The 15,242-nt window shown below is 44.5% G+C and carries 13 protein-coding genes; 12 read left to right on the top strand and 1 reads right to left on the bottom strand.

The genetic code is table 11. The features are described 5' to 3' along the window. Positions 1–12 precede the first annotated feature (12 nt). The 11 genes from rfbC (at position 13) to ugd (ending at position 13,007) form a co-directional block, all read left to right on the top strand. Positions 13–573 carry a dTDP-4-dehydrorhamnose 3,5-epimerase gene (gene rfbC, locus NUX24_RS13550; protein WP_039262638.1) on the top strand — a complete coding sequence of 187 codons (561 nt, stop codon included), beginning with the start codon at positions 13–15 and terminating at the stop codon, positions 571–573. Beyond that, positions 566–1,390: an NAD(P)-dependent oxidoreductase gene (locus tag NUX24_RS13545; protein ID WP_126331311.1), complete on the top strand. Its 825-nt coding sequence runs from the start codon at positions 566–568 to the stop codon at positions 1,388–1,390. Before rfbC ends, NUX24_RS13545 begins: the two co-directional genes overlap by 8 nt. A gap of 2 nt (positions 1,391–1,392) precedes the next feature. Next, positions 1,393–2,850: an oligosaccharide flippase family protein gene (locus tag NUX24_RS13540; protein ID WP_257832153.1), complete on the top strand. Its 1,458-nt coding sequence runs from the start codon at positions 1,393–1,395 to the stop codon at positions 2,848–2,850. An 18-nt stretch (positions 2,851–2,868) separates the two neighbouring features. Continuing rightward, a complete protein-coding gene (locus tag NUX24_RS13535) occupies positions 2,869–3,765 on the top strand; it encodes a glycosyltransferase family 2 protein (protein WP_126331307.1) in 897 nt (298 codons plus the stop codon). 13 nt (positions 3,766–3,778) lie between these two features. Next, complete coding sequence (locus NUX24_RS13530; protein WP_257832151.1) at positions 3,779–5,053, top strand: oligosaccharide repeat unit polymerase; 1,275 nt, start codon at positions 3,779–3,781, stop codon at positions 5,051–5,053. Next, entirely contained in the window at positions 5,050–6,105 is a 1,056-nt protein-coding gene (locus NUX24_RS13525) for a glycosyltransferase family 1 protein (protein ID WP_257832149.1), read from the top strand. Before NUX24_RS13530 ends, NUX24_RS13525 begins: the two co-directional genes overlap by 4 nt. Continuing rightward, positions 6,106–7,215: a glycosyltransferase gene (locus NUX24_RS13520; RefSeq protein ID WP_257832147.1), complete on the top strand. Its 1,110-nt coding sequence runs from the start codon at positions 6,106–6,108 to the stop codon at positions 7,213–7,215. Between the two features lie 8 nt (positions 7,216–7,223). Then, positions 7,224–8,651: a mannose-1-phosphate guanyltransferase gene (gene cpsB / locus NUX24_RS13515; protein WP_257832145.1), complete on the top strand. Its 1,428-nt coding sequence runs from the start codon at positions 7,224–7,226 to the stop codon at positions 8,649–8,651. A gap of 18 nt (positions 8,652–8,669) precedes the next feature. Then, complete coding sequence (gene cpsG, locus NUX24_RS13510) at positions 8,670–10,040, top strand: colanic acid biosynthesis phosphomannomutase CpsG (RefSeq protein WP_257832143.1); 1,371 nt, start codon at positions 8,670–8,672, stop codon at positions 10,038–10,040. 167 nt (positions 10,041–10,207) lie between these two features. After that, the gene (gene gndA, locus NUX24_RS13505; protein ID WP_257832141.1) at positions 10,208–11,614 is read left to right on the top strand and encodes an NADP-dependent phosphogluconate dehydrogenase; all 1,407 of its coding nucleotides are present in this window, start codon (positions 10,208–10,210) and stop codon (positions 11,612–11,614) included. A 226-nt stretch (positions 11,615–11,840) separates the two neighbouring features. After that, positions 11,841–13,007 (top strand): UDP-glucose 6-dehydrogenase, encoded by a 1,167-nt coding sequence (gene ugd, locus NUX24_RS13500; RefSeq protein ID WP_257832139.1) that lies wholly within the window; start codon positions 11,841–11,843, stop codon positions 13,005–13,007. A gap of 52 nt (positions 13,008–13,059) precedes the next feature. Here the strand turns inward: ugd and NUX24_RS13495 are convergent, their stop codons facing one another. After that, entirely contained in the window at positions 13,060–14,064 is a 1,005-nt protein-coding gene (locus tag NUX24_RS13495) for an NAD-dependent epimerase (RefSeq protein ID WP_126331263.1), read from the bottom strand. A gap of 192 nt (positions 14,065–14,256) precedes the next feature. On the opposite strand from NUX24_RS13495, the gene wzzB reads away from it, so the two are divergent. Next, positions 14,257–15,237: an LPS O-antigen chain length determinant protein WzzB gene (gene wzzB / locus NUX24_RS13490; RefSeq protein ID WP_257832136.1), complete on the top strand. Its 981-nt coding sequence runs from the start codon at positions 14,257–14,259 to the stop codon at positions 15,235–15,237. The last annotated feature ends 5 nt before the right edge of the window (positions 15,238–15,242 follow it).

Below are 15,242 nucleotides of genomic sequence, written 5' to 3'. Positions count from 1 at the left end.
GTACTAAAAAGTATGAAAATTATTGAAACGCCCTTAAAAGATGCTGTAATTATTGAACCTAAAGTTTTTGGTGACGAACGTGGCTATTTCTTCGAAGTATATCAGAAAAAACGTTACCAGGAATTAGGATTTGGTCTGGACTTTGTTCAGGATAATCGTTCTAAATCGACGAAAAATGTTCTGCGCGGGCTTCATTTTCAGAAAACAAAGCCTCAGGGTAAGTTAGTCTCAGTAACCCAGGGTTCTGTTTTTGATGTGGCCGTTGATCTCCGCCCAGAATCACCAACATTTGGTCAGCATCATTCAGTCATTCTATCCGAAGATAATTTTCTTCAGTTTTATATTCCTCCTGGTTTCGCTCATGGTTTCTGTGTATTAAGTGATACTGCTAGTTTCCAGTACAAATGCACAGATTATTATGATCCAACTGATGAAGGTGGTCTTATCTGGAACGATCCAGATCTGGGTATAGAATGGCCAGTTTCTAATCCTGTAGTTTCTGCTAAAGATTGTATTTTACCTTCACTTGCAAGTATCAAAGAACAGATTCTTAAAGGCTGGACAAATGGCTAAGTATACAGTTATTGGGGGTAACGGTTTTATTGGTTCACATATCGTTACATTGCTTAAAGAGCAAGGGCATGATGTCGTTGTTCCTGATCGTAACAGCTGCAATTCTCTCAATGGTGAGTTGGGCAAAGTCATTTATTGTGCTGGTAATGGTGATTGTGCTAAAAGCTATTTTTCTGTGCTGGAAGCAAATACGGTTTTGTTGGCAAAGTTACTGCAGGATGCACAGTTTGAAAAGCTGGTATATATATCCTCAACTCGAGTTTATATGAACCATCATAGCGCGAATGAAACTGACGATCTGGTAGTAACTGCGGATGATAACAGGAAGCTGTTTAATCTGACCAAACTGGTAGCAGAAGAATTGTGCCTTAAGAGCGAACGTGATGTTACTGTAGTTCGACCTAGCAATGTCTATGGTTTAGCGCTTAATAGTACATTATTCCTGCCGTCCATTATTCGTCATGCCATTAATAATGGTGAAATCAACATGTTTGTTGCACCTGAATATGCTAAGGACTATGTTTCGGTCAATGATGTCGCTAAAGCATGTGTGTGGTTGGCTGAAAACCAAAACACCAATAAAGAAATATACAATGTCGCATCTGGATTTAACGTCACAGCTAAGCAAATCGCTGATGTCATTGAAAAAGAGACGGCTTGTAAAGTTAACTGGCATGACGGTCATTTTCCTCGTGAAGAGTTCCCCGTAACAAGCATAAATAAGTTATCTACTGAAATTCCGGATTATAAACCACAACATGTGCTTGATGATTTGAAAATTATGATAGCTAGTTATAAAGAAGAACTGGCGAGATAAATATGAGTGGTTTTAAGCGGTTACTTAAAAACTCTTTATCTAATATAATAAATGGCTTCTCAAATGTAATACTTGGAATAGTTATCTCTCCAGTTTTACTACACAATCTTTCAAAGGTAGATTTTTCGATTTGGTCCCTTACTCTTCAGGTCGGGGTTTTGATCGGCATTTTTGGAATTGGTCTTCAGGTTACGGTAGGGCGTTTTGTCGCCCTTCATTTAAGTAACCCACAGAAAGTTCAAAAGGCAATGCATCAGTCATTGCTTTTTTCGTTACTGCTCAGCATGGTATGTTTGGGCGGAATATTTATTTTAGCAAAATTCTTTTTCTCATTTTTCCCTGAAGTTTCAGAAACCAACGCTAATGCTAAACTAATTCTTATATTAATTGGCAGTTCATTTGTCATTAATAACGTTTTTTCACCCTTTGTTGGTTATTTTACTGGTATAGAACGCAATGATATTACCGCTGGCATAAATATATTTTTTAAAGTGATTCTGGGCACGTTGATTCTGTTGCTTGTTCACCATGGTCTCGATGTTATTGCATGGGTTTATTTTGCAATAAACAGTTTTAATCAGATTGCATTTTATATTTTATATAAATTAAAAAATACATCTCAAAGAACAAAGTTATCATTGGATATAAATTTATTTCGAACAATAGTTGTCTTTTTCAGCGGGCTCTTAGTATGGAATATAGCCCAGTTCTTAATTTCCGGTATAGGCACCTTTACCGTCGGTAAATACTCATTTCAGGAACTAGCTGGTTTTGCCGTATTAATGACGCTTGTTAATGCTGGGGTGGGAATTTTGGGAGCCATGATTAATCCTATAATTCAACCTATGATAAGGATGCACAATCACGGGAATAACCAGCATGTTGAACTTTTGGTTAACAAACTTATCTTCATTTTCTCGATGATTGTCTTTATCGGTGTCTTTATTGCCTGGTTTGCCGCTGTTCATATACTCGGTGTCTGGTTGGGCTATCAGCAAGCGAAGAACCTGCACGTAATGTTTTCTTTGCTGCTTGCAGCTTATCTTATCCGAATGATTGCAGCGCCCTACGGACTTATGTTAGTCGCCTACGGCAAACAATTATCAATCGCCTGGCTGCCGGTGCTCGAAGGACTATTAAACTTTGCGTTGTCGATTTTCTTTGTTCGTATCTATGGCGCGATTGGAATTGCCTATTCGACGTTTATTTCAGGCGTATTAATCATGGCGGTTTACGCATGCAAGTATCGGGCTGAAGCTGAGTGTAAATCAAAACTGATATTTGTCTCGTTTCTGGTAATACCTGTGATGATAGCCATCTGCCTGGTCAGTCTGGTGATGACTCAGTCGGTAACTATCCATTGTGTTATTTATGGCATCCAGATAGCTTTTATTGTTGTATTTACTGTCTTCATAATAAAACAAGTAAAAAGCATCAAGAATCTGTTAAATCAATACTAATATTGCTTAGGTGAAAGTGTGAAAAAAGTTGGACTCGTTACTGTTTTGTTCAATTCTCCAGGTGTGCTGCCTGACTTTTATTCGAGTGTTGAAAAACAAAAATATCATAACAAGCATCTTTATATTGTGGATAACAGTACAAATCAGGATTCTTTTAACTTAACGCAAGAAATTCTCTTGAGGAAAGACATAGAGTATACCTATATTAATAATGACGGAAATAATGTTGGGGTTGCGCAGGCCAACAACCAAGGCATTGAAGAAGCTTTAAAGGATGGGTGTGAGTATATATTACTCACTAATAACGATTTACTTTTTGAACAGGAAGATACCCTCAGCAAAATGATGAGTGTTGCTGAGGAGGGACAATACAAACTTGTTTCACCTGTAATATTCAGTTATCCAGAAAAAAAAGTCTGGTACGCAGGCGCATTTTTTAATAAGAAAAAAGCTATTGCCCCTCATCTTTTTGAGGGAGCCGACTACGATGATATTTACGCTAATATTCCAGAAGAGTGCGATTATGCACCAACATGTTTTTTACTTGTACATGCTTCGATGTTTGCCACTATAGGTATGATGGATGCTCGTTACTTTGCTTATTACGATGATACTGATTTTCTCTATCGTGCAAACATAGCTGGCACCCGAGTTAGAATTATTAATGAACCTCTAGTGTTTCATAAGGTTAGTACTTCTACTGGGGGGGGGTTAAGTCTATTTGGTGCATATTATTTGACAAGGAACCGTATATTTTTTGCCAGAAAAAATATTGAAGCTCCTTATTATATTGTTAGCGTTTTATTTACCATTGTAACCCGGTTGGTTTATCCACTTTGTCGCAAAACGCCATATAAGGTTTATAAGGCTTTTGTCAGGGGTATTATCGACGGGCTAATGTTAAAAAATAAATGACTAAGAGGTTAAGGTGAGCGAAATTTCCAGTAGCACACTTGTCAATAACTATAATTTATCTACAACTTTTATTGTCAAATCACTTGTTGGGCTGTTATTAATTAATTCGCTTTTTAGTGGTGTTGACTTTTCTCAGATTGGTTTGATGAAAGGTCTTTCAAGTATTGCTGATTTTGGCCTGAAGATCATCCTTGTAATCGTATTGCTCCTACTTTTCAGGATTCGCAGTCTTAACCTTGCAAAGATATTCTTTTTTGCCTTTATCCTTCTCTTAGGTGCTGCGCTTGGTGCATTCTATCATGGTGCTGAATATGATAAAACCTTCGCACTTTTACTAAATATGCTCTTATGGTTTGTTATATTTAGTTATGCTAAAGAACTTGAAAGTAACTTTGATATATATAGTTTTAGTGTCAAGATATCAAGTTTATTTCTTGGTGTGGCGCTGATACTTTACATCATGGCGAAGTTTGGTTTTCATGTTAAAGTATTAGGTGGGGCTTGGTTATATGATGAAAACTTTCGCTTTGCAGGCACTTTTGCAGAGCCAAGTTTAAATGGCTATTTTTATGGTCTAATGTTCTTGATGGTGATGTTGTCTAATCAAAAGTACAGACTAATTCTTGCGTGTATGTTTGCCATTACCACCTATATTTCAGGTGCTAAATTTTCATTCCTGATAATCCCAGTGCTCCTTGGGCTAGTCTATTTTTTCAAGGTGAAGGGTTTTTATAACTATACATATCAACTCATTCCGTTATCTTTTATTGTTCTTTTTGTCAGTCTTGCATTCATCTATTATGACCTTTTTGCACTCATTGCAGCTAATTTGTCAAATTCTGCAACGATGACGTATGTAACTCGTCTGGGTTTCCCTATTGTCAGCATATGGCATCTTAGTGATTATCCACTTGGCAGTGGAGTATATGGTTTCAAGAGCACGCTATCACCTTTTATACATGACTATTGTCAGGCTCTTTCTGGATTGGACGTAAACTGTAATGAGATGAGATCTTATTTATCTTCGTCGGATCCCAGTGCCTATGAAAGTTTTGCACCAAAAGATGTCTTAAGTTTTATTATTTTAAGTTTCGGCCTGCCGGGCTTGCTCATATTTGTCCTGGGTATATGTTTGTTGTCAGCCAGACTTAAAGCAAATAAGAACCACTTTATCATTCTAATGTATATTGTTGCTTCGATGCTCTTTACATTACCTTTTAGATTTATTCTTTTTTATTCCTTCTTTATGTTTCAGTGTTACATCTACAGAATGCCGAGTAATAAATGATCTATATTAATGCGAGATTTTTGACTCAACGTAAAACTGGTGTACAGCAATATGCATTGGTGCTATGTCGGGAACTCGTTAAACACGTTCCTGATATCTGTTTTTTGACACCGAAAACTGACCTCATTGATGAGAAATGGAGGAAGGAATTTAATATCCTTCAAATAGGAAGTCGTAACGGTCACTTCTGGGAACAAATCGAATTACCTCGTTATCTAAGAAGCATCGGTAACCCGTTACTGCTCTGCTTCACTGGGTTATCACCTGCGTTTTACAAGAACTGTTACTTTACTATCCATGATATGTCATTGTATGCATATCCAAAGTGGTTCCGTTTCTTATACCGTGCTGTATACAAGGTTAACTATGCCATTCAGTCGAAAATTGCGAGAGGTATCTTTACGGTTAGTGACTTTTCAAAATCAGAGATAGAGAAATATTTGGCGGTTGATCCAGATAAGATCACTGTATTGCCAAACTCCGTAGATACATCTATTAACCTCAAGAATCATATTGCAAGCGAAGCGGTTAAGCATAAAGAGATTTTATTGGTTGGTACCTTAGAGCCGAGAAAAAATATCGAGTTTGTTATTAATGCTTTTTTGAATTCAAAAATCGAAGATTATAAACTCATCGTGGTGGGAGGGTTAGGGACAGCTTTCTCAAAAGTGACGTTTTCACAGCATGAGAACATTGTCTTCTGTGGATATCTATCAGATGACGATTTAGAGTTAAAATACAGAGATGCTTCTATTTTTGTCTATCCGTCACTATATGAAGGTTTCGGACTTCCTCCTCTGGAAGCAATGCAACGCGGTTGTCCTGTAATGGCTTCTGACCGCGCAAGTATCCCTGAAGTTTGTGGCGATGCGGCATATTATTTTAATCCAGAGGACTCATTAGATTTTAGTTCTAAGTTGCGTGAATTGATTGAAAATTATGATGAGCTCAGTCCTGTATTGATTCGCAATGGATATCATAGGTTAGAAAAATTTGACGTACGTGATGTTGCATCGAAACTTATGGATGTGATCTCTCAAAGGAATATTTGAATGAAGGTTTTACAGTTTAGCAAATTTTACCCTCCAGTACATGGTGGAATCGAACAGGTAGCATTCGATATAAGTGAAGGTATCGCAAAAAGTGATGACCAACCTGTTGATGTACTCTGTGTTGATCCAATTGGAGAAAGAAAAAATGACGACAAACTCCGTTATAAAGTTTACCGTCAGAAATTGTTTGCACAGCTTTTTTCAACACCGTTATCATTTTCCTTAATATCCCGATGGAGAGCGATAAGAAATAATTATGATGTTATCCATGTCCATCTTCCAAATCCACTGGCTGTTTTGGCACTCTTTTTATTCCCGCCCAAAGGGAAGATAGTTCTCCATTGGCACAGCGATATTGTTAAGCAAAAAAAATTATTGATGCTTTTTGCTCCGCTACAAAAATGGATTTTAGATAAGTGTACCAAAATTATCGTCACTAGCCCTGTGTATGGGCAGTCTTCTCCAACTTTACAGCCTTATCAGGATAAAATTGTTTGTATTCCAATTGGGGTTGATACCCATGTTATGCCACTGAATGAGGATCTTGAAAAAAGTATCAAGCAACGTTATCAAAATAAAAAGATAATTTTTTCTTTGGGGCGCCTTGTTTACTATAAGGGTATGGAATACCTGATTGATGCTGCGAAGGAACTTCCTGAAGATTACATTGTTCTTATTGGCGGTACTGGCCCATTGATTGATTCATTAATGCAAAAAATTGCTAATGATGGATTGTCAGATAAAGTAATTCTTCTTGGTAGTATCAATTATTCGGATTTGGCTTCTTATTATAAAGCATGTGACGTTTTTTGTCTGCCATCTATTCATGAATCTGAAGCTTTTGGTGTGGTTCAGTTAGAAGCTATGAGTTTCTCCAGACCGCTTGTGTCGACAAATATTCCACGAAGTGGTGTGGCCTGGGTTAATCAGCATAACGAGACTGGCATCGTTGTTGAGCCGAATGATGCTAAAGCACTTGCTAAAGGAATTGTTTCTGTTATTCAAAGCAGTGAGACATATAGTAAAGGCGCGAAAGCCAGATTTGATACTATGTTTACTAAAGAGTTGATGGTTAAGAATATAATTAATTTATATTCATCATTAAAGTGAGTTCAATCATGTCATTATTTCCTGTTGTTATGGCCGGGGGCTCCGGTAGTCGTTTATGGCCGCTTTCTCGTGTTCTCTATCCAAAACAATTTCTCTGTCTGGAAGGTGAACTGACAATGTTACAAGCGACAATTAACCGATTACAGGGCATTGAATGCGAAAGTCCCGTCGTCATTTGTAACGAACAGCACCGCTTTATCGTTGCCGAGCAACTGCGCCAGATGAATAAACTCACTGAGAATATCATCCTTGAACCGGTTGGTCGTAATACTGCTCCGGCGATAGCGTTGGCTGCACTTGCTGCAGTTCGAACCCAGCACGAGGGCAATGCGCTCATGCTGGTTCTGGCCGCCGATCACGTCATACAGGATGAAGAAGCTTTCCGTAATTCAGTTCGTAAGGCGCTGCCTTATGCTGAAAATGGAAAGCTTGTGACCTTTGGCATCGTCCCGCATAAACCAGAGACTGGCTATGGTTATATTTGTCGAGGTGTGCCATGCGTTGAAGTTGAGCATGCAGATGCATTTGAGGTCGCGCAATTTGTTGAGAAACCTAATCTTGAAACGGCGGAAGCCTATGTTGCCTGCGGTGAATACTACTGGAATAGCGGGATGTTTCTCTTCCGTGCCGATCGCTATCTTGAGGAACTGAAAAAATATCGTCCGGATATTCTTAAGGCGTGCGAAAAGGCCATGAGCTCTGTTGATCCTGACCTCAACTTTATTCGCGTTGACGAGGAAGCTTTCAGAGCTTGTCCTGATGAGTCGATTGATTATGCTGTGATGGAACAGACTTCAGATGCTGTTGTTGTGCCAATGGATGCTGGCTGGAGTGATGTCGGCTCCTGGTCTTCGCTTTGGGATATTAGCCATAAGACTCCAGAGGGTAACGTCGTTACAGGTGACGTCTTGTCCTGCAATACCGAAAATAGTTTCCTGTATTCTGAATCCGGGCTATTGACTACTGTTGGGGTGAAAGATTTAGTCGTTGTGCAGACCAAGGATGCTGTATTGATTGCCGATCGTAACGCCGTTCAGGATGTGAAGAAAATTGTCGAATCGATCAAAGCAGACGGCCGTCATGAACATCATACTCACCGCGAAGTTTATCGTCCCTGGGGTAAATATGACTCGATTGATACGGGAAGCCGCTATCAAGTTAAGCGATTGACCGTAAAGCCGGGCGAAGGTATCTCTCTTCAGATGCATCACCATCGTGCTGAGCATTGGATAGTCGTCGCAGGAACTGCGCAAGTTACAATTAACGAGCAAACCAAACTCCTCGGTGAAAATGAGTCTATTTATATTCCTGTTGGAGCAACGCACTGTCTGGAGAACCCTGGAAAGATCCCTTTGGAATTGATTGAGGTTCGCTCAGGCTCTTATCTTGGAGAGGATGATATTGTACGTTTTGCTGACAGGTATGGTCGTGTTTGAGATTACGGTAAAATTATCATGGAAAAATTAACCTGTTTTAAAGCCTACGATATTCGCGGCAAGCTGGGCGAAGAGCTGAATGAAGACATCGCGTGGCGCATCGGCCGCGCGTACGGCGAATATTTAAAACCGCAGACCATCGTGCTGGGCGGCGACGTGCGTCTGACCAGCGAGTCCCTCAAGCTGGCCCTGGCGAAAGGGCTGCAGGACGCGGGCGTGGACGTGCTGGATATCGGTCTTTCCGGGACCGAGGAGATTTACTTTGCCACCTTCCACCTGGGCGTGGACGGCGGTATCGAAGTGACGGCCAGCCACAACCCGATGGACTACAACGGGATGAAGCTGGTGCGCAAGGGCGCCCGTCCGATCAGCGGCGACACCGGCCTGCGCGACGTGCAGCGCCTGGCGGAAGCCAACGATTTCCCGCCGGTGAACGAAGCGAAGCGCGGCAGCTACAAAAAAATCAACCTGCAGAAAGAGTACATCGACCACCTGCTGGGCTACATCAACGTGGCGAACCTCAAGCCGCTGAAGCTGGTCATCAACTCCGGTAACGGCGCGGCCGGCCCGGTGGTGGACGCGCTGGAAGCCCGCTTTAAGGCGCTGAACGTGCCGGTGACCTTCGTCAAGGTGCACAACACCCCGGACGGGAACTTCCCGAACGGTATTCCTAACCCGCTGCTGCCGGAGTGCCGCGACGACACCCGCAACGCGGTGATTGAGCACGGCGCGGACATGGGGATCGCCTTTGACGGCGACTTCGACCGCTGCTTCCTGTTCGACGAGAAGGGGCAGTTCATCGAGGGCTACTACATTGTCGGCCTGCTGGCGGAAGCGTTCCTCGAGAAAAACCCGGGCGCGAAAATCATTCATGACCCGCGCCTTTCCTGGAACACCGTCGACGTGGTGTCAGCGGCGGGCGGCACGCCGGTGATGTCCAAAACCGGCCACGCCTTCATCAAAGAGCGCATGCGCGAAGAAGACGCCATCTACGGCGGCGAGATGAGCGCCCACCACTACTTCCGTGATTTTGCCTACTGCGACAGCGGGATGATCCCGTGGCTGCTGGTGACCGAGCTGCTGTGCCTGAAGGGGCAGACGCTGGGCGAGCTGGTGCGCGACCGCATGGCGGCGTTCCCGGCGAGCGGGGAGATCAACAGCAAGCTGGCGCAGCCGGCCGAGGCCATTGCCCGCGTGGAGCAGCACTTTGCGATCCACGCGCTGGAAATTGACCGTACGGACGGCATCAGCATGGCGTTCCCGCAGTGGCGCTTTAACCTGCGCTCGTCCAACACCGAGCCGGTGGTGCGCCTGAACGTGGAGTCCCGTGCTGACACGGCGCTGATGGAAGAGAAAACGCAAGAAATTCTGGCTTTGCTCAGGAAGTGAGGGTCTGCCGCCAGCGTATTTCTGGCGGCTTGACTGTACCTGGATTGTGCAATCAGTGTGACATAGATCAGCAAAAGCTATTCATGTCACCTAATACTGAGTTAACATCTCAACCACATTTCAAGCCGCGCATAAGCCGTGGTGACCACACCTGACAGGAGTATGTAATGTCCAAGCAACAGATCGGCGTTGTCGGTATGGCAGTGATGGGGCGCAACCTGGCGCTCAACATCGAAAGCCGTGGTTATACCGTCTCCGTTTTCAACCGCTCCCGTGATAAGACCGAAGAAGTCATTGCCGAAAACCCAGGCAAGAAACTGGTTCCTTTCTATACGGTGAAAGAGTTCGTTGAGTCTCTGGAAACGCCTCGTCGTATCCTGTTAATGGTGAAAGCGGGCGCAGGTACCGATGCAGCTATCGACTCCCTGAAGCCTTACCTCGAAAAAGGTGACATCATCATTGATGGCGGTAACACCTTCTTCCAAGACACCATTCGTCGTAACCGCGAGCTGTCTGCCGAAGGCTTTAACTTCATTGGTACCGGTGTTTCCGGTGGTGAAGAGGGCGCTCTGAAAGGCCCATCTATCATGCCGGGCGGTCAGAAAGACGCATACGAACTGGTTGCACCTATCCTGACCAAAATCGCAGCCGTGGCTGAAGATGGTGAGCCTTGCGTAACCTATATCGGTGCGGACGGTGCGGGTCACTATGTGAAGATGGTTCATAACGGCATCGAATACGGCGACATGCAGCTGATTGCAGAGGCTTATTCCCTGCTGAAAGGCGGTCTGAACCTTTCCAATGAAGAACTCGCGGAAACTTTCACCGAGTGGAACAAAGGCGAGCTGAACAGCTACCTGATCGACATCACCAAAGATATCTTCACGAAAAAAGATGAAGAGGGTAAATACCTGGTTGATGTGATTCTGGATGAAGCTGCCAACAAAGGTACCGGTAAATGGACCAGCCAGAGCTCTCTGGATCTGGGCGAACCGCTGTCTCTGATCACCGAATCCGTCTTCGCGCGTTACATTTCTTCTCTGAAAGAGCAGCGCGTCGCGGCATCTAAAGTGCTGTCTGGCCCACAGGCTAAACCAGCCGGTGATAAAGCCGAATTCGTTGAGAAAGTGCGCCGTGCACTGTACCTGGGTAAAATCGTTTCTTACGCGCAGGGCTTCTCTCAGCTGCGTGCAGCGTCAGACGAGAACAACTGGGATCTGAACTACGGTGAGATCGCGAAGATCTTCCGCGCTGGCTGTATTATTCGTGCGCAGTTCCTGCAGAAAATCACCGATGCCTATGCTGAAAACGCCGGTATCGCCAACCTGCTGCTGGCACCGTACTTCAAGAAGATTGTGGACGAATATCAGCAGGCGCTGCGTGACGTGGTTGCCTACGCTGTCCAGAACGGTATCCCGGTTCCGACCTTCTCTGCTGCAGTAGCTTACTACGACAGCTACCGTGCTGCTGTGCTGCCAGCTAACCTGATTCAGGCACAGCGTGACTACTTCGGTGCGCATACTTACAAGCGTACCGATAAAGAAGGCGTGTTCCATACCGAATGGATGGAATAAGTTAACTTACTCGCTGTAATCAAAACCCGGAGCCTGTCTCCGGGTTTTTTTATGCAAAAAATGTCGCCTGTTATTCGAAGTAGTCTGAATCTCGCCCCGCTCGTAGCCATTACTCCTGGTTTGCCTTGACAGTTCAGTTTGCCAGGAGGTACAAAGCCCAACAGTTATGTTTATCGCGATGGTCTGGCGGCCATCAGTACAGTTAACTCACAGAAGTCATTAGCGAATGAAAATAACAATCTCCGGAACAGGGTATGTCGGTCTTTCTAACGGCATTCTGATTGCCCAGAATCATGAAGTGGTTGCGCTGGATATCGTGCAGGCCAAAGTGGATATGCTCAATCAGAAAAAATCGCCGATTGTGGATAAAGAAATCCAGGACTATCTCAGCAATAAATCGCTGAATTTCCGCGCCACGACAGATAAAGAAGATGCATACCGCGATGCGGATTACGTCATCATTGCGACGCCTACTGACTACGATCCTAAAACCAACTACTTCAACACCTCAACTGTAGAGGCGGTGATCAAAGACGTTATCGCGATCAACCCTGATGCGGTGATGGTCATTAAATCGACCATTCCTGTCGGTTTTACCAAATCCATTAAAGAAAAATTCGGTATTGATAATATCTTCTTCTCGCCGGAATTCCTGCGTGAGGGGAGAGCGCTTTACGATAACCTGCATCCTTCGCGTATCGTTATTGGCGAACGTTCTGAGCGCGCTGAACGTTTTGCTGCGCTGCTTCAGGAAGGGGCGCTGAAGAAAGATATTCAGGTGTTGTTTACCGACTCCACTGAGGCTGAGGCGATTAAGCTCTTCGCGAATACCTACCTGGCAATGCGAGTAGCTTATTTCAATGAGCTCGACAGCTACGCAGAAAGTCTTGGCCTGAATACCCGCCAGATTATTGAAGGGGTGTGTCTCGACCCGCGTATTGGCAACCACTACAACAATCCGTCATTTGGCTACGGCGGCTATTGCCTGCCAAAAGACACTAAGCAACTGCTGGCAAACTATCAGGCTGTACCTAACAATCTGATATCGGCGATTGTTGACGCTAACCGTACACGTAAAGATTTCATCTCTGATTCTATCCTTGCGCGTCAACCAAAAGTGGTGGGCGTATATCGTCTGATCATGAAGAGCGGTTCCGATAATTTCCGCGCTTCTTCTATTCAGGGGATCATGAAGCGTATCAAGGCGAAAGGCGTGCAGGTCATCATTTATGAACCTGCAATGCAGGAAGATGAGTTCTTCCACTCACGAGTGATTCGTGATCTGGATGCGTTCAAGCAAGAAGCTGACGTGATCATCTCGAACCGCATGGCGGAAGAGCTGGCAGATGTGGCGGATAAGGTTTATACCCGCGATCTGTTTGGTAGCGACTGATTCTCTGCTTTATCCTCTAAAAAACCCGGCTGAATTGCCGGGTTTTTTATTTTCAGACCTTGTAGAAATCGCGATACCAGTCAACGAAGTTCTTTACTCCGTCTTTGACTGAGGTTTGCGGTTTAAAACCAATCACGTCATACAGTGCTTTAGTGTCTGCGCTGGTTTCCAGTACGTCTCCTGGCTGGAGAGGCAGCATGTTTTTCTCGGCTTTTTTACCCAGCGCGTCTTCCAGCGCGGTAATGTAATCCATCAGTTCAACTGGCGAACTGTTACCGATGTTGTAAACCCGGTAGGGCGCTGAGCTGGTTGCCGGTGAGCCGGTCTCAACGGTCCAGTTTGTGTCAGATTGAGGAATAACATTCTGCAGACGAATAATGGCTTCGGCGATGTCGTCGATGTAAGTGAAATCGCGCTTCATCTTGCCGTAGTTGTAAACGTCGATGCTTTTGCCTTCAACGATCGCCTTAGTGAACTTAAACAGGGCCATGTCCGGGCGTCCCCATGGACCATACACGGTAAAGAAGCGCAGGCCGGTGGTCGGCAGATTGTAGAGATGGGAGTAGGTATGCGACATGAGCTCGTTGGCTTTTTTGGTCGCGGCATAGAGCGATACCGGGTGATCCACGGAGTCGTCAGTGGAGAAAGGCATCTTCCGGTTGAGACCGTATACGGAGCTTGATGAGGCATACAGAAGATGCTGAACGTTATTATGGCGGCAGCCTTCCAGCACGTTGAGATGCCCAATAAGGTTGGCATCAGCATACGCGTGTGGGTTTTCCAGGGAGTAGCGTACACCCGCCTGCGCGGCAAGATGAATCACACGATCAAACTTCTCAGCCGCGAAAAGCGTAGCCATTCCTTCCCGGTCAGCTAATTCCAGCTTGTGAAAGGTGAAACGCTCAGATTTTAACAGTTCCAGGCGTGCCAGCTTCAGGTTGACATCGTAGTATTCATTGAGATTATCGATACCGATAACCTGATGACCAGCCTCAAGGAGGCGTTTACTGACATTCGCACCGATAAAACCTGCTGCACCCGTGACCAAAAATTTCATAGCTTCCCTCATAAACCCTATTCTACAGATGCCGTAACGCATCAGATGACGTCTATGATAGCGCGAAGGGTGTAAGTTACATAACCCATCTTTCCGATATTACTCATCGGATTCTTATAGAAAAATCGCCAGTAATCGATAAACTATACAAACAAAATTATGTTTGCCCTTTTTTTATCAGTTAGGGATTGTATGACGCAAAATAACAATAGCCAGGTCAGCCGAGGCAATGACCCGGAGCAAATTGATTTACTTGATTTAATGCTGCAGCTGTGGCGTGGGAAGTGGGTGATAGCCGCCTTTATTGTTGTTTGTATCGCCCTGGCAATTGGATATCTCTCTGTCGCAAAGGAAAAATGGACCTCAAGTGCGATTATTACGCAACCAGATGCGGCCCAGATTGCCAGTTATTCTAATGCATTGAACATCCTTTATGGTACCGCAGCACCTACAATGCTTGACAACCAAACGCGCGCTATCGGTCGTTTTAGCTCCTCATTCTCGGCGTTGTCGCAGGCTCTTGAAAACCAGGCAGTGCCTGAAAAACTGACGATCGAGCCCACGGTTAAAGAGCAGCCGCTCCCATTAATAGTATCGTATACCAGTACATCTGCAGAAGCTGCGCAAAAGCAATTGGCACAGTTCATCCAGCAGGTAGATGAGCAAACGGCTAAAGAACTGGCCGCTGACCTTAATGATAACATCAAAGCGCAGATAAAGGCCCTGAATGATTCCCTGCAAAACCAGGAGAAAGTCGCTCAGGAACAGAAAGATCTGCGTATAAAACAGATTGCTGAGGCACTCAAGAACGCTGAAGCAGCGAAAATTACCTCGCCGCGTCTCCAGCAAACCCAGGAGGTGACTCAGGAAACGATGTTCTTGCTGGGAAGTGAGGGACTGAGATCAATGATTGACAACGAAGCTTCTCTCCCTTTGGTCTTTCCCAGAGCTTATTACCAGACCAGGCGAAATCTGCTGGACATCCAGAATCTGAGCGTTAACCCAGACACGATCCACGTTTACCGTTATGTCATGAAGCCGGAACTCCCTGTGCGCCGTGACAGCCCAAAAAAAGCAATTACTCTTATTCTTGCTGTACTGCTGGGCGGGTTGCTTGGTTCCGGTTTTGTGCTTGGCCGCAACGCATTGCGCAACTACAAACCAAAAGTCTGATTTGC

Origin of the sequence: Enterobacter sp. HG048 (assembly GCF_024702055.1) — a bacterium.
Taxonomy (GTDB): domain Bacteria; phylum Pseudomonadota; class Gammaproteobacteria; order Enterobacterales; family Enterobacteriaceae; genus Enterobacter; species Enterobacter dykesii.
The sequence above is the reverse complement of the archived record's forward strand: the minus strand, read 5'-3'. Positions and strand labels throughout refer to the sequence as shown.